The sequence below is a fragment of the Ahrensia kielensis DSM 5890 genome, from assembly GCF_000374465.1.
GTDB classification, from domain to species: Bacteria; Pseudomonadota; Alphaproteobacteria; order Rhizobiales; family Rhizobiaceae; genus Ahrensia; species Ahrensia kielensis.
Window position 1 is genome coordinate 270,491 of record NZ_KB894531.1, and the last position, 20,527, is coordinate 291,017.

Consider the following 20,527-nt stretch of genomic DNA (forward strand, 5'->3'; position numbering starts at 1 on the left):
CAAGATCAACCTCACTTATGAGGATCAGCGCATGGCAGATAGTTCGTTTTCATTGGCAACTTGGAATATCAATTCGGTGCGTCTGCGCCGTGAGATGGTTGAAAGTTTTTTAAATGAACATCAGCCGGACGTCTTGTGTTTGCAGGAAACGAAATGTCCTGACAGCGATTTTCCAGCCGCAGCGTTCGCAAAATTGGGCTATTCCCACATCGCGATCCACGGCCAAAAGGGCTATCACGGCGTTGCAACGCTTTCAAAATATCCGCTGACTGAAATTAACAAACGCAAATTTTGTGAAATTGACGATACGCGGCATATTGAATGTATCGTTGATACGGGGACGAAAAAAATACGCGTCCATAATTTCTATGTTCCTGCAGGCGGCGATGAGCCAAATCGCGAGATCAATGTGAAATTCGCCCATAAGCTGGATTTTCTTGAAGAAATGCGCGCGATTACGGCTGAGCCTGGTTCAGCTGATGGGTCCATTCTTGTTGGCGATCTAAACATTGCGCCGCTGGTATCAGATGTTTGGTCGCATAAGCAGCTTTTGAAAGTTGTCAGCCACACGCCAATTGAAACCGAAACGCTGGAAGATTTGCGCGTTAAAGGTGGTTGGGCCGATTTGATTCGCAGTCATATTCCAGAGCCAACACCCGTCTTTACATGGTGGAGTTACCGCTCGAAAGACTGGCAAACATCGAACCGTGGACGTAGACTTGACCATATTTGGTCTTCTGAAAACCTAGTGGCGCCGCTTGAAAATATTGAAATTATTAGTGAGGCGCGCGGCTGGGAGCGTCCATCGGACCACGTTCCTGTTATTGCGCGTTTTGCACTTTAAGCGCACTGGCGCTTAAAAATCGTGCCTATCGTCAAACCGATGTTCCATGGTGCCGATGCTGGCTAAAAACTCTTGGAGTCTTTCCAAGATATCACGATGAATATCGGCTGCGATTTCTGGATATTCCGACAACATGCGGTGAAACAATGAACGGTTGATGCGAATCAGTTCGCAATCGGTCTTGGCCACTGCGCCTGTTAATCGGTTGGTATCTGTGAGCATGGCCATTTCGCCAATAATCGCGCCCGGCCCGACTGTTTTGACGGTTTTCATTTCATCGCCCGCTAAACGGACCAGATCAATCTCGCCGCTAGCGACAACAAAACCACAGTCAGCGCGGTCATTTTCACGGAAAATGTTGCGACCCTTGCTAAATCTCAAACGCTCTGAGCCAAACGCCAAAAGACGCAATTGCTCTGTGTGCAATGCGTCGAAAATTTGTGCGGATGCAATGATCCGAATGTCATCATCCAATGACAAAGCAAGTCCCCTAAACTGATATCCATATTAGCCCATCAGGGGCTGTTATAGTAGCGCAGTTCATTTGAAAAGATCGCACAGAGCGAAACTGCATCTATTGCTTGCTCAAGGGACCAGTTTATAGCCGCCGCTTTCTGTCACTAGAATGGCAGCGTTAGACGGATCGCTCTCGATTTTTTGGCGCAAACGATACACATGTGTTTCAAGTGTGTGCGTTGTGACGCCAGAATTATAACCCCAAACCTCTTCAAGCAATGTGTCGCGGCTAACGACCTTGCCGCCTGTGCGGTAAAGAAACTTGATGATTGCCGCTTCTTTTTCCGTCAATCGCACTTTGCCGCCATTAGCATCCAAGAGCAATTTTTGGCTTGGTTTGAACGTATAAGGGCCGACTACAAAAGTTGCGTCTTCGGACTGCTCATGCTGGCGCAATTGTGCGCGCATACGCGCTAGCAGAACGGCAAATTTGAACGGCTTGGTGATATAATCATTGGCACCAGCTTCTAGTCCAAGGATTGTATCTGAATCAGTGTCGTGACCTGTCAGCATAACGATCGGCGATTTGAAGCCGCCTTTGCGCAAAAGCTTTACAGCTTCACGGCCATCCATATCTGGCAGGCCAACATCCATCACGATGAGGTCAATCATTTGGCTGCGTGCAGCTTCAATACCCTTTGCAGCAGAAGCTTCTTGCAAAACTTCGAACTCTTCATAAAGGGACAATTGCTCTACGATTACTTCGCGAAGGTCGTTGTCATCATCAACCAGTAGGACTGTGCGTGTCGTCATAGATCACCTTATCGGCTAGAATTCAGTCTCGATATGTTCATCGATACGAATATGTTACTTAAATATATATACAGCAACAAAGGGCTAATCGTAAAATATCGTCAATTCATGACCTATTGCGGTATTTTTCTTGAGGGGCAATTAAATTTCGATGAACTTTTTGAGAACTCTCCGTGTACAGCGCCAACCGGGTGATCCTTGCAAAGGCATTATTGTTGCTCAAAACCGCATTATCCGTTGTGCTTTGGGGCGCTCTGGTCCCAGCGTTTTTAAACGTGAAGGGGATGGCGCAACGCCAGCGCACCGTCCTTTGCGTCCGATCAGCGGGTTTTTTCGCAGCGACCGTGTGCAACGGCCAAAGTCCACATTGTCCTTTGAAGCGCTTATGCCAAATGACGGCTGGTGTGACGCGCCAACGCACCCAAATTATAATATGCCTGTCGATCTGCCGTTTGGCGCTTCCCATGAAAAGATGATGCGCGACGACAAGCTTTATGACATTGGCATCATTCTGGATTGGAATATGCCAGTGACGGGCCGAAAGCGTTTTGGTGGTTCGGCGATATTCTTTCATCTTTGCAGGTCTGGCTACAAGCCGACAGAAGGCTGCATCGCAATTGAAGAAGCCGACATGCGTTGGCTACTCCAATATATGACAATCGATACGACAATAATGGTTTGCCGATAAACTAAGCCTCGAGCTTGTTTATAGGGGCGGGTTTTCCAACTCGCCCATGCGGCAAACTTCCAACCATTCCTGCTTCGTAACGGGCTGCACAGATAGGCGCATGGATGTAACGAGTGACATTTTTTCCAGTGCGGGATTAGCTTTTACCGCTTTGAGCGTTACAGGTTTTGGCATGTCGCAAACCGCTTTGATGTCCACGCAGTCCCAGCGGTCGTCATTAATGGTTGTGTCAGGGTGGCTGAGCGCACAAACTTCCGCGATGCCCACAACTTCTAGCCCTTCATTGGAATGGTAGAAGAATGCTTTATCGCCGATTTTCATCTGGCGCATATTGTTGCGCGCTTGATAGTTGCGGATACCGTCCCATTCTTCACCGGCTTCGCCTTTGGCTTTTTGCATTTCCCATGACCATTTGAATGGCTCGGATTTAAACAACCAATAGTTCTTTTCCATTACATACTCTCTGTCGGGCTTTATGTTTGATCGCTTAGCTAGCTAATTGAGCGGTTTGGTCAAGCGGGCTTAATGACTGCTTCTGATTTTAACGGGCGGGCCATCAATTGGGCAATGGCTTCATCGACATTGATAGAGCCAGATAATAATTCATTGACGGCAAAAATCAGCGGCGCATCAATATTGTTATTCTGTGCGATCGAAGCGGCAATTTGAGCTGTTTTGACACCTTCGGCTAATTTCATATGTGTGAGATCTTCGCCGCGCCCGATGGCGGCGCCATAGGCGAAATTACGTGATTTTTCAGAGCTGCAGGTCAATACGAGGTCGCCAAAGCCAGATAGGCCGCTCAATGTTTCGGCTTGTGCGCCCAAGGCCAGTGCAACGCGCTGTAATTCAGCAAATCCGCGTGTTGTGAGCGCAGCAAGAGCGCTTGCGCCCAAGGACCGTCCGTGAACAATGCCAGCCGCTATGGCCAAAACATTTTTCAAAGCGCCGCCATAATCAACGCCCAATTGATCATTGCTGGCATAGCAGCGTAGATTTTTATTCGAAAGTGCAGCACAAAGCGCCAGCGCTGTTTTGGTTTCATCAGCGGCAATTGTTACGGCTGTGGGCAGATTGCTTGCAACATCAATGGCAAAACTTGGGCCGGAAAGCGTTGCAACCTGATGGTTTGGGAAAATGCGGTGCAGAATTTGCCCCATTGTTTCGCCCGTGTTCTGATCGATACCCTTGGCGCAAGAAATAATTACTGTACCGGAACCGATGCTCGAGGCAATCTTTTGCGCCGTATCAGCCAGTGTTTGAGCAGGCGTTACCAGCAAGATGATATCTGCGCCTGAAATGCTTTCCAGCAAAGCATCGCTAAAGGTGAGGTTCGTGCTCAGTTGTACGCCGGATAAATATTTATCGTTACGGCCGCTCTCACGCATCAATTGCATTTGCGCTGGATCGCGGCCCCACAATGTTACAGTTTTGCCATTGGCGGCTTGGTTTGAGGCAAGGGCAGTTCCCCATGCGCCTGAACCTAAAACAGTGATTTTGTTGCTCATGCTTTTGCGCCTTTTTTGCCTGAGCCGATAATCGGTGCGCTATCGCTATCCAATGGCCAGCGTGGGCGGGGAATAGCGTCCATATCAGATTGTGCACCAGCTGCCAGCTGTTCAAGCCCTGCCCAAGCAATCATTGCTGCATTGTCGGTACAAAGCGCGATAGGCGGCGCAAGGAATGAAAAGCCTTGCTCGGCACATGCTGCCTCCAGCATCGTGCGTATTGCCTTATTGGCCGCGACACCGCCCGCAACAACAAGCGTTGGTTGGTCATCGATAAATTCATTTCGGTAACGTGACAAGCTGCGCGAAACACGATCTTTGAGCGATTCTGTAACGGCAAGTTGAAACGAAGCGCATAGATCATTAATGTCATGTTCTTTAAGCGGGCCAAGCTCGGTTGCCTGTCTGCGCAGGGCTGTTTTCAAGCCTGAAAAGGAGAAATCCAAACGATCTTCACCTTTGAGCGGACGGGGCAAAGAAAAGCGCTTTGCATCGCCTTTAAGCGCATGTTGTTCAACAGCAGGGCCGCCCGGATAGGCAAGCCCTAAAAGCTTAGCCGTCTTATCAAATGCTTCGCCCAGCGCATCATCAATTGTTGATGCCCAGCGCTCATAATCGCCAAGCGAACGCACAAGGACGATTTGTGTATGCCCGCCTGAGACCAGCAACAATAAATAGGGAAATTTAATGCCATCGGTGAGGCGTGCGGTGAGGGCATGGCCCTCCAGATGATTAATCGGCAAGAAGGGCTTGTTCTGCGCATAAGCAATGGCTTTGCCAGTCATCACACCAACGATTAAGCCGCCCACCAAGCCTGGACCTGTTGTCGCAGCAATGGCGTCAATATCGTCCCAGCTGCAGTCGGCATCGCTTAATGCACGTTGAATTATGCCGTCGAGTTTTTCCACATGCGCGCGTGCGGCAATTTCAGGCACAACGCCGCCAAAGGCTGCATGGTCGTCAATTTGGCTATGGACGACATTTGATAGGATTTCACCTTGGACAAGATTGGCGTCGCCGCGCACGATAGATGCAGCGGTTTCATCGCAACTTGTTTCAATACCCAATATGGTTAGCATAATAGATGGCTTGTTCTTAAGATCGGTTTGTTGCATCACACAGCTAGACCAAAGCGGACCGCGTGCTGCTTGGATTTGGCCTAACACGAATGAAAAAGGTTGCAAATAGTGGCTTCGACCCCGCAAAAAATCGGGATTGGTACCCGTGGCAGTCCGTTGGCATTGGCGCAGGCGCATGAAGTGCGTGATCGCTTGATTGCCGCACACGGCTCAGATGCTGTTGATATCGAGATTCACGTCATTTCTGTTGTGGGTGACCGTGTTCAAGATCGCTCGCTTTCCGAGATTGGCGGCAAGGGACTTTTCACCGAGGAGATCGAAGCGAAGCTCTCCAGCGGTGATATTGATATCGCTGTTCATTCGTCCAAAGACATGCCGACCAAATTGCCAGATGGTTTGGCGCTGATTGCGTTTCTTGAACGCGAAGATCCGCGCGATGCCTTTATCAGCCATTCGGTAAAAAACATTCTGGAAATGCCAGAAGGTGCGGTGCTTGGAACCTCCTCTTTGCGGCGTCAGGCGCTGGCACTGCGTGCGCGTCCTGATTTGAAGATTGTTGGCTTTCGCGGCAATGTGCAAACACGGCTTAAAAAATTAAGCGATGGTGTTGCCGATGCGACATTGCTTGCCAGTGCCGGTCTTCGCAGGCTTGGCATGATAGATATTGCTGCTGATCTGATTGATATGAGCATTTTTCCACCTGCGCCGGGTCAAGGTGCGATTTGTGTTGAAGGCCGAATTGGTGATCAGCGAGTACTCGACCTTATTGAACCGCTAAGACATCAACCAACTGAAATTGCACTTGTGTGCGAACGTGCCTTTCTTGCGACCCTTGATGGATCGTGCCGTACACCGATAGCAGCTTATGCGACGATTGATGGGGACCATATTTCTTTTAGCGGCACAATTTTGCGCCCAGATGGCACAGAGGCATATGACATTAAAATGGAAGGGCGCATTGGCGAGGCGGCGGAAATCGGCATGCGCGCTGGTGCACAGCTAAGAGCGACCGCAGGCGATGATTTTTTCAAGGACTGGCAATAATTTGAATAAGGCTAACGCGCCGACAATTCTTGTTACGAGGCCAGAGCCGGGCGCTTCTGTTACCGCAGAGAAGTTGAAAGCCGCTGGCTTCAATGTCGTCATTCAGCCTTTTACGCAGATGGTTGCGAAACCTGTCATCGCCGATCACGCTAGGTTTCGCGGTGTAACCGCTATTATTGTGACAAGCGCTAATGCGCTGCGCTATCTATCAAATGATATTGCGGCAGAACTATCTAGTTTGCGGGTTTTTACCGTTGGCGATGCAACGCAGCAGGAAGCCCTGCGGCAAGGGTTTAAAAATGTACGCTCTGCCGATGGGGATGCGCAAAACCTAATCAGTTTACTTCGACGCGAACTCACAGCCACAGACCGTGTTGTTTATCTTTGCGGTGCCATTCGCACACCAGACATAGAAGAAGAGCTTGATCGCCTGAAATTAGATTTCACTGCGCTTGAAACATATCACACGCAAAAAATAAGTCAGTTAACTGGTAAATTAGATGCACTCTTCGTAAAAACCAATATTGATGCCGTTTGTTTTTACTCAAGTGTGTCAGCGCAGCTTTTTGCGGGTTATGTTGAAGCGGCTGTCGATCAATCTAAGATGCTGAATATACATTACTTTTGTATATCAGAGCGCGCTAAATTAAGCTTGCCAGAGCCATTAAGAGGCCGCGCATATATATGCGAAAAACCCAAGGATGATGCGATGATCGATCTCCTCGTTAAGCACTATAACGCATAGTTGTAAGATTCTTTGTCCTTGCTGCTTTCGCTTTGCTATCACCATGCTAAATATCTATGAGACAATCCCAACTGGAGACAGAAATGGCCAGGTCCAATAATACACGCCGCACCCCGAACACGCGAAAGCCTGTAACAATTGATCTTGAGGCAAAGCCGGTTGAGACCGACGATGTGTCGGTTGATACGACGCCAACTGATTCTGTCGATGTTCCTGCGGATGAGAGCCAAACTCCAGAACCGGTAGCGTTTGATGCGCTCGATGATAAAAAATCTGAAAAGCCGGATGCTGATGATTCACCATCTAACCCACAGGAAGAGGCTGCGCCAAGTGCTGCACCGAGCGCTAAAAAATCAGGTAATGGCGGCTCGGGCGCTGTTATGGGCGGATTGATTGGCGGCCTTATTGCACTCATAGGGCTCGGCGGTTTGCAGTGGGCCAATGTGCTGCCCTCATTTGGGAGCGCGCAAACACAGGCCGCAGACACCACATTGCTGGAAACCGATATTGCGACGTTGAAAAGCCAGCTTGCTAAGCTGGAAGAAACCTCAAGCGGTAATAATGATGCGGCTGCCATGTCATCTGATGTTGAAGCGCAATTAAGTGCAGCTTCGATTGCTTTTGAAAAAGCTACAACGCGCATTCAAGTCATTGAACAATCGGTTGCTGATCTTGGTGAAAAGGTCGGCGCACTTGAATCCAATGTTTCAAGCGCCGGTACTGGTGAAGCTGGCAGCATTTCGGTTGCCGTTAGCGAACAATTATCAGCTTTGACTGAACAGCTCAGCGGGCTTGAGGAAAATATCGCCCAGCAAGGCACGAAATTAAGTGCTGTTGAAACCGCACTTACCGAGCAGATCAATGCGCTTGAAAGCCGTGTTGTCAGTGTCGAGGACATTACAGCCGATGGCAATACCAATGCTGGTGTTGCAACAGCGATTGCATCTGCGGGTCTGAAATCAGCAATTGATCGCGGCGGCTCTTTCATGGCCGAGCTTGAGGCTTTTGCCACGGTTTCGCAAAAAGCAGAAATTATTGATGGCTTGCGCAATTACGCTGCTGCTGGCGTTCCAACGATAAACCAGCTGTCGGATGAGTTTTCATCTGTTGCCAATAAAATTGTCGCAACCGGACAGGGTCTTGATGAAAATGCCAGTGTTACAGAGCGTTTGATGCAATCGGCACGCTCGCTTGTTCAAGTGCGTCCTGTTGGCGAAGTTGAAGGCGAAACACCTGGTGCCATAGCAGCACGCATCGAAACACGGTTGAAAAGCAGCGATCTTGCTGGTGCGCTTGCGCAGTGGGAAACGCTGCCTGAAGCTGCCAAAAATGTATCGGCAGCGTTTGCCGAGAAAATGCGGGCACGGCAAAGTGTGGATGAGCTGGTCGCACAAGCGCTGACCAGTGCGATGGCAACCACATCCGCGAATTAATTCGATCAAAGGGAAATAACAGATGTTACGCGTATTATTCTTCGTATTGATCGTTTTTGCACTTGGCTTTGGCTTTGCTTTTCTTGCCGATATTCCAGGTGAAGTTGTTTTAACGGTCGCCAATCAAGAAATCACAATTTCGCTTATGGTTGCGGCCATTGCTATTGTTACGGTAATCGTCGCTGTGATGTTTATCTGGTGGGTATTAAAGCTTTTGCTCACATCGCCAGACCGTGTGCAGCGGTTTTTCCGCTCACGCAAACGCGATAGAGGGTATCAATCCTTATCGACGGGCATGATTGCGGCGGGTGCTGGTGACGGCGCTACTGCGCGCAAAATGCTTAAGCGGGCTGACGGCCTGCTTGATTCGACGACAGAACCACTTTTGCATCTGCTGGACGCGCAAGCGATGATGCTTGAGGGGCGTTATGATGATGCGCGTAAAAAATTCGAAGAAATGCTGGAAGATCCTGAAACGCGTTTGCTTAGTTTGCGCGGGCTTTATGTTGAAGCACAACGCCTTGGTGAGCGCGATGCACAGCGCCATTATGCCGAAAAGGCTGTTGAAGTCGCGCCGCAGCTTAACTGGGCAAGCAATGCAGCCCTTGATCTTAAAACGGCCGATGGTGATTGGGATGGTGCCATTCGCCTGCTCGATAAACAAAAAAGCGCCAAACAGGTTAGCAAAGAAGATGCAGCGCGTAAGCGCGCTGTTCTTTTAACGGCAATGGCGATGGAATTTGCAGAAACGGATCCTGCAAAAGCAAAATCTGCAGGTATGGAAGCGCATAAGCTTGCGCCGGAATTTGCACCAGCGGCGGTCGCAGCAGCAGAAGCTGCCTTTGGGCTTAATGAAACACGGCGCGGCGTGAAAATCCTAGAGACAACATGGCGCAAAGAGCCGCATCCGCAAGTTGGCCTTGCCTATGTGAATGCAAAAGCTGGCGAATCGGCTGCCGACCGGCTTAAACGTGCCAAGCGGCTTGAGCAGATCAAACCATCCCATGTGGAAACCAATATGATTGTTGGTCAGATGGCGATGGAAGCGGGTGAATTTGAAACAGCCCGCCGTGCTGTGGCTGATGTGCTTAAAGCTGAACCGCGCGAAAGCGCCTTTGTGTTGATGGCCGATATTGAAGATGCTGAAACAGGCGATCAGGGCAAAGTGCGTGAATGGATGGCGCGGGCCGTTCGTGCGCCGCGCGATGCAGCGTGGACAGCAGACGGCTTTGTTTCGCAAAAATGGGCACCGTTTTCACCATTAACTGGCAAGATCGACGCATTTGAATGGAAGGTGCCTGTTGAAACTGTTGGCGCAAAAATGATCGAAAACGATCTTGATCCAATGGAGCCGGGCAAAACAGCTGAAGTATTAACCGCAGAAATTGCAGCCGCTGGCGCAATTATTGCAGGTGTAGTGGAAGCCGATATTGAAAAGGCGGCTGAGACACAGCCACCTAAAGAGGCAAAAAACACTGCCGCTGAGGTTGCTCAAGCGATTGTGGTTGAGACACCTTTGAAAGAAGACGTGGAACAAGACGAGGCTCTTGATAGTTCTGCGGAAGAGCTAAAAGTGCCAATTCCGGATGATCCGGGTATTGATCCAGATGAAAAACCGGAAGAAGATCGGCGGTTCCGGTTGTTCTGAAGAAAATTTAGGGACGAAATATGTTTGACAAAATACTGAACTTTTTAGGCACTCTTGGCGAGGATCGCCAAGCCTCAAGCGATGATTTTGCAGACAATGATCCTCGTCTATGCGCGACGGCCTTAATGTACCATGTCATCCGCGCCGATGGTGTGTTGCGCGACGTTGAAAAAGAACGGTTTGAAACGCTGGTGCGCCGCGAAAATGATTTCGAAGGCGCGGAGCTTAATAAGCTGCTTGAGGCCGCAAAGCTTGCCGATAATGAAGCGATTGATCTCTATAAGTTCACCAGCGTATTACGCATGGGTTTAGAGATGGAAGACCGCGTTCACTTTGTCGAACTCTTGTGGGAACTGGTCTATTCTGATGGCGAGCGTCACGAATTGGAAGACAATGTTGTCTGGCGCATATCTGAACTGTTAGGCGTTGACGGCAGCGACCGTGTTGCGATGCGCCAACGTGTTCAAAGGCGCATGGAGGGCGATGCTGAAGGATGAGTATTGTAGAGCTTAAAAAGCCGATCCTCATCATTCTTCATCAAGAAACGTCAACACCTGGCCGTGTTGGCCAGCGGCTTATGCAACGTGGTTATGGGCTGGATATACGCCGCCCACGCTTTGGCGATGCGTTGCCTCACACATTGGATGAACATTCCGGCGTGGTTGTCTTTGGCGGCCCCATGAGCGCCAATGCTAAAGAAGAATTTATGCGGGTTGAAACCGATTGGCTTTCAGTCCCGCTGAACGAAGATAAACCGTTGATAGGCATTTGTCTCGGCGCTCAAATGTTGGTGAACCATCTTGGTGGCAGCGTTTATGGCGAACCAGCAGATAATGTTGAAATTGGTTGGTATGATTTAGAGCCAACACAAGCAGGCCAAACACTGTTGGATTGGCCTGAGAAGATTTATCAGTTTCATACCGAAGGCTTTACGCTTCCTTCTGGTGCGGAACTTTTAGCCAAATCTGCTGACTTTCCTAATCAGGCTTTTCGCTATGGTAAGAATGCTTGGGCTGTGCAGTTTCATACCGAACTCACGCTGGCGATGATGCACCGCTGGGTCGTGCATGGTGCACATCGTTTTGAATTACCCAATGCACAAATTGGCAAGGACCATTTATTGGGGCGCTATCTTTATGATGCACCGGTTTCTAAATGGCTCGATGATTTTCTCGACATTGTTTTTGGCAAACAGAATTTCGCCGTTTAATCGCGGTGTTCTAAATGGCGTGCATTGAGCAATTTAGGGAATTTCCATGCCCAAATGCCTGCAACTGCAATTGCGCCAACACCGCCAAACACAACAGCTGGCACTGCGCCAAGCCATGCAGCCATAAAGCCTGCACGGAACTCGCCCAGTTCGTTTGAAGCACCAAGAAACACCATGTTGACCGCATTAACGCGGCCGCGTACTTCGTCCGGTGTCCACAATTGCAGCAATGTTTCGCGGATATAGACGCTGACCATGTCCGCAGCGCCAATCAGGCCGAGCGCGATGATGGATAGCCACGTGCTTGTGGAAAGCCCAAAGATTATTGTGAAGACACCAAATAGCCCCACAAAGGCGAACATGATGCGTCCAGCATGATCTCGCACTGGAGAGGCTGCAAGCCACGCAGCAACAAGCAGAGCGCCAATGCCAGGCGCTGCCCGCAACAGCCCAAGTCCCCAAGGGCCAAGATGTAGAATATCACGTGCGTAAATCGGCAATAATGCGATAGCACCGCCTAAGAGAACGGCGAAAAGATCGAGTGAAATTGCACCCAAAACCACTTTTTCTTTGCGGATATAGCGCAGCCCATCAAACAGCGATGAAAAGCTCGTTTTGATAATTTTAGCGGGTGCTTTTGGTTTTGGAATTAAAACAATCAGAAAGAGCGAAATCGCGAATAAAACGGAGGCGACACTATAAGCAATATTAGCGCCCAATCCATAAAGAAGGCCGCCAGCGACAGGACCGCCAATGGAGGCTAATTGCCATGCGGATGAGTTCCACGCAACGGCATTTGGAAATATGTGTGTGGGTACAAGATTGACGACAAGGGACTGCGATGCAGGTCCGTAGAATGCGCGTGCAATGCCAAAGCCGAAAAGTGCCACAAAAATAGGAAGCGGTGATGCAAGGCCGCGGATGGAAAAATATAAGATCGCTAAAGCACAAACAAGTTCTGCTGCTATAGCAAGGCCCATTACGGTGCGCCGTCCATAGCGGTCGGCAACAGCTCCGGTGACAAGAACCAGCAAAAGCACGGGCGCGAATTGTACCAAGCCAATGATACCCAAATCCATTGGGTTGCGCGTTAAATCATAAATTTGCCAAGCAACGGAAACGGCGACGATCTGAATTGCGAATGTGGAAAAAAGGCGTGCTGTCCAATATTTCGCATATGCCGAATAGGAAAACGCGGCAAAGCGGGTGGGTTGCTCAGATATTGGTGTTTCACTTTCCATTCGTCATCGATAAGCACTTTATTTGTGATAACCAAGCTTTTTATCCACGCTTAACGATCGTTAATGCGCATTGGTCTTGCCTCACGGGCAAGGCTTGCCTATTTGGTAGGAGACCAACTAAGGAGAGCGTTGTGGGCCTGACAATAATTCAAACCCTTTTATATGCTTTGGGCATATATAAATTCATCGTTATTGGCGCGATTATTTTCTCATGGCTCTATGCGTTTAATGTGGTGAATAATTCCAACCAATTCGTCGCGATGCTTGGTAGCTTTTTCTACAAAGCAACAGAGCCAGTGCTTGCACCTATTCGCCGGTTTATTCCCGATCTTGGCGGAATTGATATTTCACCAATCGTATTGTTCGTGATTATCTATTTTGTTGAGCAAGCCATCGTGAATGTGCTGGCACCTGCGATCATATAGTCACGCATAAAATAGGCTGAAACTAAAAATGCGCTGAAACCTTGAGTTCCAGCGCATTGTTTTAGTCAATAATCATATTGATTATTTTTTGGCGCGTGCAATCGAGTTAACGATTAGTTCGCGTGCTTTTTCGTGACCTTCCCATGCGCCGATTTTGACCCATTTGCCTGGCTCAAGATCTTTGTAGTGCTTGAAGAAGTGTTCAACTTGATCAAGTGTGATCTGCGGAAGATCCGTGTGTGTTATGACGTTTTCATAACGCTTTGTAAGATGGCTTGACGGAACAGCGATGATTTTTTCATCTTCGCCAGAATTGTCTTCCATGTTCAAAACGCCGATTGGGCGTACATTGATCACGCAGCCCGGTACCAATGCGCGGGTGTTCATGACCAGCACATCAATTGGGTCGCCGTCATCTGACAAAGTATGCGGCACGAAGCCGTAATTGCCCGGATATGTCATCGGCGTGTATAAAAACCGATCTACCATGAGCGCGCCGGACGCTTTGTCCATTTCATATTTAATCGGTGAGCCGCCAACCGGCACTTCGATGATTACATTTACGTCTTCAGGTGGGTTATCACCAATCGCAATTGCGTCAATATTCATTGATTTATCTCCAGTTGCGCTCTGATAAACCGTCAAAAGCGTTGGTGCAACATAGACGAAGGCTAAATTTGTATCTGGACTGCTTTTCTGAAATCGTTAGATTTCATTTAAATTGGGAGATTGAAATGCGTAAACTGTTGATTTCAGGTCTAGTCGGTTTTCAAATCATTGCTGCGCCGTCCTTTGCGCAGGAAATAGCCATGAGCACGGAAGTCTCTAGTGTCTATACGGATCTCAACATTGATGAAGCCTGCGTCGCCTATCAGATGGATATGCTGGGCGGTAGTTTCGCTTGTTCGGGCTATAAGGGTTACAGCGTCATTTTTCAGGAAGGCGATGCACGCGAATCTGTATTTTATGGCTTTGTTGGGGATTGGTTTGGCGAAGGCGCGTTTGAAAGCTTTCAAGCTTTTAACAATGTTGGCGATAAAATCGAATGGCGCTTAGTGGGCGATATTCCCTATGCCGCAATCTTGCGTTGGCATATTTCTGCCGAAGATGGCACTGCAGACGGCGATCAGGGCCAAGTTTTGGTCGTCTCTAAGGTTGCACAGCCTGCTGTGGGCGATGGCTGCGTTGTTGGCTATGTGGATGCGCTTGAAAACGAAAATGCCAATGAAATGGCACGCGAGGTTGCTGATAGTTTGGCAAGGGATTTCCGCTGCCGGATTGATGAGCCTGAATTTCACGGCAATGAAGGGCTGGCTGCAGGTTTCCCGATGCGGACTTTCGGGCCTTAAGCTCTATTCCCAAACGTATGCGATTTTGCGCAAAGTGCGTCCGGCAAATGTCTCATAGCCTTCAGCAATGTCTTTGCCGCCCATATTGCCGTAAAAATCAAGCGCGCCGGAATTATCTTCCAGTGCCCAGACAACAAGTCCGGTGCAACGCAGTGTTTTGAGCCGTGCACGGGCTGCATTAAACAGCTTTGAGCCAAGGCCAACGCCTTGATATTCAGGGCGCAGATAAATTTCGTAAATTTCGCCGTCCTGCGGCAATGCGCGGGCGCGGTTAAGCCCAAAAGTCACATAGCCGGCAATCTGGCCGCCGCCCATATCAAGCACCATTACAGATGTGCCGCGATCAATGGCGCGTGCCCACCAGCGTTGATCACGCCGATTAATCATCTCACGCAAGGACTGATAGGGGATGATACCCGCATAGGTATAATCCCACGCAGAAGCGTGGGTTTGGGATATGGCCTCGGCATCGCTACGCTCTGCTGGCCTGATGTCAATGGTCAATGCGGTCATGGTTAAAGAACCATGAGTCATTAAACAAAACCCCGCAAGATGCGGGGTTTAATATTAACAGATGTTCACAAGTCGTTTGCTCAGACGTGTGTTTTGGCTTGCAAAATTAGCCGTCAGATTTCGACTTTGCCAAGCGTTTGCGATCAATTGGATCAAGGTGAATTTTACGCAGACGAATTGTTTTCGGTGTTACTTCCACCAATTCATCGTCCTGAATCCATGACAAAGCGCGTTCAAGAGACATTGCCTGCGGCGTTGTCAGTTTAACCGCTTCATCTTTACCAGATGCACGCATGTTGGTGAGTTTCTTGCCCTTAAGGACGTTCACTTCCAAATCGTTTTCGCGCATGTGAATGCCGATGATCATGCCTTGGTAAACTTTAACGCCTGCGCCAATGATCATTGGGCCGCGATCTTCCAAGTTGAACAATGCAAATGATACTGATTCGCCCTGATCGTTGGAAATCAGAACGCCTTGCGTCCGTCCGCCAATATCGCCCTTATATGGCACATAATCATGGAACAAACGGTTCATGATGGCAGTACCTTTGGTATCGGTCATCAATTCTGATTGATAGCCGATGAGGCCGCGTGTTGGCGCATGGAACACCAAACGAACACGGTTGCCGCCTGATGGTTTCAATTCAAGCATATCGCCTTTGCGCTCGTTCATTTTCTGAACAACAACGCCGGAATGTTCTTCATCAACGTCGATGACAACTTCTTCCACTGGCTCTAGGCGTTCGCCGTTTTCACCTTTGTGGAAAACAACGCGTGGACGCGATACGGCAAATTCAAAACCTTCGCGGCGCATTGTTTCGATCAAAACAGCAAGCTGCAATTCGCCTCGGCCTGAAACATAGAACGAGTCTTTGTCTTCGGCTTCTTCGATTTTAAGCGCAACGTTACCTTCAGCTTCTTTAAACAGGCGGTCACGAATAACGCGGCTTGTTACCTTGTCGCCTTCAGTACCGGCATAAGGTGAATCGTTGACGATAAAGCTCATTGTCACGGTTGGCGGGTCAATTGGCTGTGCTGTGAGCGCTTCGCTGATTGACGGGTCGCAATATGTGTCCGCAACAGTACCTTTTTGAAGGCCTGCAATCGCAACGATGTCGCCAGCATGGGCTTCTTCAAGCGTTGTACGCTCAAGACCGCGGAAAGCGAGGATTTTTGAAATACGGCCAGTTTCAACTGTTTTGCCGTCTTGTGCCAGCACTTTAACAGCTTGGTTTGGCTTGATCGAACCAGAATGGATACGGCCCGTAATCATGCGACCAAGGAAGTTGTTTGATTCAAGCAATGTACCGATCATGCGGAACGGACCTTCGCCAACGCTTGGCTTCGGTACATGTTTGAGCACGAGGTCGAGCAATGGCTCAAGGCTTGAGTTTTCTGGTTGATCTGGCACATCGGCCATCCAGCCAGCACGGCCTGAACCGTAAAGGATTGGGAAGTCGAGCTGCTCATCGTTTGCATCCAATGCAGCGAACAGGTCAAACACTTCGTTGACAACTTCTTCGTGACGTCCATCTGGACGGTCGATCTTGTTGATCGCAACGATTGGCTTCAAGCCAACTTTAAGCGCTTTGCCAACAACGAATTTTGTCTGAGGCATTGGGCCTTCGGCCGCATCGACCAGAACGATCGCACCATCAACCATAGACAGGATACGTTCTACTTCGCCGCCAAAGTCGGCGTGGCCTGGTGTATCAACGATGTTGATGCGGTGGCCTTTCCACTCGATGGAAGTCGCTTTGGCAAGAATTGTAATGCCGCGTTCTTTTTCGATGTCACCTGAGTCCATCGCGCGTTCTTGAACGCGCTCGTTCTCGCGGTAGACGCCAGATTGTTTCAATAATTCGTCAACCAGTGTTGTTTTGCCGTGGTCAACGTGCGCGATGATCGCAATGTTGCGAAGTTCCATGTTCATTTTCCGGATATGATTTAAGCGGCACAAAAGCCAATTTGTGCCGCTCATAGACGAGTTTGTGCGCTGCGAAAACCCTTAAGCGCAAAATAGTGCTCTATTTGGTTAAATCAGACCACGCCCTTTAAGCATTGCATCGGGGGTTGGAAGCTTGCCGCGGAAGCCAATATAGGCATCTTTTGGCTCCATTGTGGCCCCTGAAGAGTAGATATTATCCAGTAAACGCTTGGCGAGTTCAGGATCAAACGCATCGCCTTTTTCTTCAAAAGCTAGGAAAGCATCAGCATCCAGCACTTCTGACCACATATAAGAGTAATATCCTGCCGCATAACCATCACCAGAGAAGATATGCTGGAAGTGCGGTGAACGGTGACGCATCGCAATTGGGGCGGGCTTGCCTATTTTTGCCAATAGCTCGGCTTCAAACGCGGCCGGATTTTCCACACCTGTGTCATTTTGGTGATAGGCCATGTCGACCATCGCCGATGTGGTATATTCAACCGTATCATGGCCAATATTGAATGTAGTTGCTGCTAAAACCTTGTCGAGCAAGGCTTTTGGCATTGGTTTTCCTGTTTCTTTGTGGGTTGCAAATTCGTTCATCACGGCTGGCACAGTCATCCAGTGCTCATAAAGCTGCGATGGTAATTCCACAAAATCGCGCGACACACTTGTGCCGGACAGCGACGGATAGGTGACATTTGACAACATGCCATGCAGCGCGTGGCCAAATTCGTGAAACAATGTGCGCGCATCATCAAAGGACAAAAATGCTTCTTGCCCTTTTGGCGGTTTGGCAAAATTCATCGTGTTGGTGATAATCGCAGATTTGCCGAGCAATTTAGATTGGTATTGCATCGCGCTCATCCACGCGCCGGAACGCTTTGATGGCCGTGCAAAATAATCGCCAATAAACATTGCTTGATGTTCACCATCGGCATTTTTCACTTCCCAAATACGGGCATCGGGATGATGTAGCGGTATTCCCTCTTTTTCTTCAAATTTTAGACCAAACAAGCGACCTGCGACGCTAAATGCGGCCTCGATCATATTTTCAAGGCGCATATAAGGGCGCACTTCGTCATCAGAATAGGCAAAGCGTGTGCTGCGAATCTTTTCTGCATAATAGCGCCAGTCCCAGCCTGCCAAATCAGCATTGTCGCCGCTCTCACGCATGAGCTTTTCAATGTCTGCTGCTTCTTCTTCAGCGCGTGTCTTGGCTTTTTCCCACACTGTTTGCAAAAGCTCGTTTACGGCTTCAGGCGTTTTGGCCATTGTGCCATCGAGTTTGAGGGCTGCAAAACTGTCGTGTCCAAGCAGTTTGGCGCGGGTGGCCCGAAGCTTCAGCGTTTCGGCGATGATCGGGCGATTATCGCTTTCTCCATCATTTTCACCGCGTGCTATCCATGCCTTATAGGCTTTTTCGCGCAAATCACGGCGATCTGAGTGGGTTAGGAACGGCGATACAAGCGATCGGCTGAGCGTCACGGCATATTGACCGTCTTTGCCACGGCTTGAGGCTTCTGAGGCCATGGCGTCTTTCAGCGATGTTGGCAGGCCTGTTAAATCGTCTTGGCCCAAAAACATCACCCAGTCAGCTTCATCTTTAAGAACATTTTGGCCAAATTGCGTGCCAAGACCTGCGAGCTTTTCATTGACGGCGATGAGCTTTTGCTGTTCTTCGCCCTCTAATGCAGCACCCATCCGCACAAAGCTTTTGTGGTGTTTTTTCAAGAGCTGCGCTTGCTCAACGGTTAAATTCAGCGCGTCGCGCTTGTTCCAAAGCGTATCAATGCGCTCAAATAGTTTTTTGTTTTTGGCGATTTCACCGGCATGGCGGGCAAAAAGCGGTGAAAATTCACGCTCTAATTTTTGAATGGTAGCGTTTGTATCGTTGCCAGCTTTAACAAAAAACAGCGTGGCGGCACGGTTTAGAATTTCACCGGTGCGCTCTAGCGCTTCAATCGTATTTTCAAATGTTGGCGCGTCAGGATTGTTTGCAATTTCTTCGGCTTGCGCAAGATTGGCTTTAAAGCCTTGGCGTATTGCGGGGCCAAAATCATCGTCCTTAATGGCATCAAAACGGGGCATGCCGAACGGACCATCCCACTGGGTAAGGGCCACGTTAATATTTGAATCGGTCATTTTTGCTCCTGATGTTTGTCGGTACTTATCTGAGAGGTAAGCAGCCTTGCGCACTATTCCAAGGCCAAGCAGTCCTCAAATAATTTCGAATGTTATGTCTTAATCTGGCGGTAGCGGTCATTGATGGTTTCGCGCACAGCATCCCACAAAAGCGAGAAGGATTGGAAACTTTCATCGGTGACTTCGTCGGTATCAAGCGCGATGACAACTGTTTGCAAAATATTGCTCAAATCTACTTTTAGAAGATCAAGTTCATCGGCTTCATCGGCAAGCATTGCCTGTTTTTGAATGTCGAGCAATTGGTAATTATAAATATCGGCTTTGTTCTTCTGGCTGCTCACAAAGCGTGATCTAAGCGCAAACAAACCCGATAGCAGAAGCGTGAGAACCGTAACGCCCAGCGCGAGCGGTTCGGCGTTTTCCTGCACGAAGCTTGGCTGATCGCGGTTATAAAAAGCCTGTGCACCCTCATGTAGCGGAACAGAAAGCCCTCGTGTTTCGTCTGGCGCGCTGATGGCAGAGGCGAGTGCGAACCGGATGGTCAGGTCGAGCCGGTTTTCAAACATAATGCGCGTTAATTCGCGTATCGCTTCTGGGTCAACATCTGCGCGCGTGACCAAAATGCGTTTTACCGCTGATGTCGGCGTATCGTGTCCGGGCACAGGTGTTGCACCGGTAAACGCACCTTTGGGAATGTTTGCCGTGGTCAAAAATGGACGTTTAAGCGCAATTGCTTCTGCTTGTGCAATCGGCAGATAACGTAGTTTGATGCTTTTAAGCTGGGCATCCTCGAACAGCCTAATCAACGGCATATCGCGCAATGAGCGCACCGTAAATAAAGCATCTATTTGGCCGCTCAGTAGCTTTTTAGCGCCAATATTAAAGGGTTCAGCCTTCCAGCGCATTTGGTCAATTGGCAAATCATAATGATCGCCAATGACCCAAAAAGAGCGAAAACCATCGCTGCCATATTCAGGCACCGAGATTTGAATATTTGTGAGATCAGTTACAGTAAATGCTGGCGCATCATCGCGGACAATGATTTGGAAAACGTCTGGATAAAGTTCAGCCACACCGCGCACATCGGCAACAACGGGTGTGTCAGAGCGTATGACAGCTGCATCAATTTCACCCTTGTTTAAAAGAGCGATATTTTGTGAGCCGTCGCGTGTCGACTTGATGTTGAGACGTAATTCATCTGAATGGCGCAGCACAACTTGTCTGACTTCGCTGAGAAGATTGAAGGCGTCCGAACCAAATGGTCCGGCGCCTATTGTTAGTGTGTTGGGCTCTTGTTCGCGGTTAAGCCAAAGCCAGCCGCCAACCGAGCTTATTGCAAGAATGAAAAGCGCAATGAATGCAAAAAGCCGATTGGATTTCCCTTGTTTGGAGGCTGCGTTGACAGCCGCCGTATCAATGGGAACCCTGCTAGCTGCTTTTTTAGACACTGCGCTGT

At 49.1% G+C, this 20,527-nt stretch carries 21 protein-coding genes; 10 read left to right on the forward strand and 11 right to left on the reverse strand.

The annotated features are described in order from the left end of the window. The first annotated feature begins 31 nt into the window (after window positions 1-31). Window positions 32-844: an exodeoxyribonuclease III gene (gene xth / locus C504_RS0113130; RefSeq protein ID WP_026317484.1), complete on the forward strand. Its 813-nt coding sequence runs from the start codon at window positions 32-34 to the stop codon at window positions 842-844. Window positions 845-856: 12 nt separating this feature from the next. Here xth and C504_RS0113135 read toward each other — a convergent pair whose 3' ends face one another. After that, on the reverse strand, window positions 857-1,324 hold the full coding sequence (locus C504_RS0113135; RefSeq protein ID WP_018689817.1) for a cyclic nucleotide-binding domain-containing protein: 468 nt from the start codon (window positions 1,322-1,324) through the stop codon (window positions 857-859). A 105-nt stretch (window positions 1,325-1,429) separates the two neighbouring features. After that, window positions 1,430-2,113, reverse strand: a complete 684-nt coding sequence (locus tag C504_RS0113140) for a response regulator transcription factor (RefSeq protein WP_018689818.1) — start codon at window positions 2,111-2,113, stop codon at window positions 1,430-1,432. A 160-nt stretch (window positions 2,114-2,273) separates the two neighbouring features. Here C504_RS0113140 and C504_RS0113145 point away from each other — a divergent pair, with 160 nt between their 5' ends. Then, window positions 2,274-2,801, forward strand: coding sequence for a L,D-transpeptidase family protein (locus tag C504_RS0113145; protein ID WP_245555202.1), 528 nt, complete (start codon window positions 2,274-2,276; stop codon window positions 2,799-2,801). Between the two features lie 18 nt (window positions 2,802-2,819). Here C504_RS0113145 and C504_RS0113150 read toward each other — a convergent pair whose 3' ends face one another. The 3 genes from C504_RS0113150 to tsaD are packed head-to-tail and all read right to left on the reverse strand — an operon-like array spanning window position 2,820 to window position 5,388. Then, window positions 2,820-3,254: an EVE domain-containing protein gene (locus C504_RS0113150; protein ID WP_018689820.1), complete on the reverse strand. Its 435-nt coding sequence runs from the start codon at window positions 3,252-3,254 to the stop codon at window positions 2,820-2,822. Window positions 3,255-3,313: 59 nt separating this feature from the next. Next, complete coding sequence (locus tag C504_RS0113155; RefSeq protein WP_018689821.1) at window positions 3,314-4,309, reverse strand: NAD(P)H-dependent glycerol-3-phosphate dehydrogenase; 996 nt, start codon at window positions 4,307-4,309, stop codon at window positions 3,314-3,316. Further along, window positions 4,306-5,388 (reverse strand): tRNA (adenosine(37)-N6)-threonylcarbamoyltransferase complex transferase subunit TsaD, encoded by a 1,083-nt coding sequence (gene tsaD, locus C504_RS0113160; protein ID WP_026317486.1) that lies wholly within the window; start codon window positions 5,386-5,388, stop codon window positions 4,306-4,308. The genes C504_RS0113155 and tsaD overlap by 4 nt, the downstream gene beginning before the upstream one ends. A 99-nt stretch (window positions 5,389-5,487) precedes the next feature. Here tsaD and hemC point away from each other — a divergent pair, with 99 nt between their 5' ends. The 6 genes from hemC (at window position 5,488) to C504_RS0113190 (ending at window position 11,468) form a co-directional block, all read left to right on the forward strand. Continuing rightward, the gene (gene hemC, locus C504_RS0113165) at window positions 5,488-6,432 is read left to right on the forward strand and encodes a hydroxymethylbilane synthase (RefSeq protein WP_018689823.1); all 945 of its coding nucleotides are present in this window, start codon (window positions 5,488-5,490) and stop codon (window positions 6,430-6,432) included. A gap of 1 nt (window position 6,433) precedes the next feature. After that, window positions 6,434-7,177 carry a uroporphyrinogen-III synthase gene (locus C504_RS18395; RefSeq protein ID WP_169385127.1) on the forward strand — a complete coding sequence of 248 codons (744 nt, stop codon included), beginning with the start codon at window positions 6,434-6,436 and terminating at the stop codon, window positions 7,175-7,177. A gap of 83 nt (window positions 7,178-7,260) precedes the next feature. Beyond that, entirely contained in the window at window positions 7,261-8,610 is a 1,350-nt protein-coding gene (locus tag C504_RS0113175; protein WP_018689825.1) for a COG4223 family protein, read from the forward strand. 22 nt (window positions 8,611-8,632) lie between these two features. Continuing rightward, window positions 8,633-10,258, forward strand: coding sequence for a heme biosynthesis protein HemY (locus tag C504_RS0113180; RefSeq protein WP_018689826.1), 1,626 nt, complete (start codon window positions 8,633-8,635; stop codon window positions 10,256-10,258). Between the two features lie 20 nt (window positions 10,259-10,278). Continuing rightward, window positions 10,279-10,755 carry a tellurite resistance TerB family protein gene (locus tag C504_RS0113185; protein WP_018689827.1) on the forward strand — a complete coding sequence of 159 codons (477 nt, stop codon included), beginning with the start codon at window positions 10,279-10,281 and terminating at the stop codon, window positions 10,753-10,755. Continuing rightward, window positions 10,752-11,468, forward strand: coding sequence for a glutamine amidotransferase (locus tag C504_RS0113190; protein WP_018689828.1), 717 nt, complete (start codon window positions 10,752-10,754; stop codon window positions 11,466-11,468). The genes C504_RS0113185 and C504_RS0113190 overlap by 4 nt, the downstream gene beginning before the upstream one ends. Here the strand turns inward: C504_RS0113190 and C504_RS0113195 are convergent. Then, on the reverse strand, window positions 11,465-12,709 hold the full coding sequence (locus C504_RS0113195; RefSeq protein ID WP_018689829.1) for an MFS transporter: 1,245 nt from the start codon (window positions 12,707-12,709) through the stop codon (window positions 11,465-11,467). The two genes, C504_RS0113190 and C504_RS0113195, sit on opposite strands and share 4 nt — an antisense overlap. Before the next feature lie 131 nt (window positions 12,710-12,840). On the opposite strand from C504_RS0113195, the gene C504_RS18965 reads away from it, so the two are divergent. Beyond that, window positions 12,841-13,134 carry a YggT family protein gene (locus C504_RS18965; protein ID WP_018689830.1) on the forward strand — a complete coding sequence of 98 codons (294 nt, stop codon included), beginning with the start codon at window positions 12,841-12,843 and terminating at the stop codon, window positions 13,132-13,134. 81 nt (window positions 13,135-13,215) lie between these two features. Here the strand turns inward: C504_RS18965 and ppa are convergent, their stop codons facing one another. Beyond that, entirely contained in the window at window positions 13,216-13,743 is a 528-nt protein-coding gene (gene ppa / locus C504_RS0113205) for an inorganic diphosphatase (RefSeq protein WP_018689831.1), read from the reverse strand. 125 nt (window positions 13,744-13,868) lie between these two features. Between ppa and C504_RS17910 the strand changes: the two genes are divergently transcribed. Next, window positions 13,869-14,483 (forward strand): hypothetical protein, encoded by a 615-nt coding sequence (locus C504_RS17910; protein WP_018689832.1) that lies wholly within the window; start codon window positions 13,869-13,871, stop codon window positions 14,481-14,483. A gap of 3 nt (window positions 14,484-14,486) precedes the next feature. Here the strand turns inward: C504_RS17910 and C504_RS0113215 are convergent, their stop codons facing one another. From C504_RS0113215 to C504_RS0113230, 4 genes are all read right to left on the reverse strand, one after another. Then, the gene (locus C504_RS0113215) at window positions 14,487-14,996 is read right to left on the reverse strand and encodes a GNAT family N-acetyltransferase (RefSeq protein WP_018689833.1); all 510 of its coding nucleotides are present in this window, start codon (window positions 14,994-14,996) and stop codon (window positions 14,487-14,489) included. Window positions 14,997-15,102: 106 nt separating this feature from the next. Further along, window positions 15,103-16,923 carry a translational GTPase TypA gene (typA, locus tag C504_RS0113220; protein WP_018689834.1) on the reverse strand — a complete coding sequence of 607 codons (1,821 nt, stop codon included), beginning with the start codon at window positions 16,921-16,923 and terminating at the stop codon, window positions 15,103-15,105. Window positions 16,924-17,031: 108 nt separating this feature from the next. Then, window positions 17,032-19,071, reverse strand: coding sequence for a M3 family metallopeptidase (locus tag C504_RS0113225; protein ID WP_018689835.1), 2,040 nt, complete (start codon window positions 19,069-19,071; stop codon window positions 17,032-17,034). A 92-nt stretch (window positions 19,072-19,163) separates the two neighbouring features. Further along, the gene (locus C504_RS0113230) at window positions 19,164-20,519 is read right to left on the reverse strand and encodes a TAXI family TRAP transporter solute-binding subunit (RefSeq protein WP_018689836.1); all 1,356 of its coding nucleotides are present in this window, start codon (window positions 20,517-20,519) and stop codon (window positions 19,164-19,166) included. Window positions 20,520-20,527 lie beyond the last annotated feature (8 nt).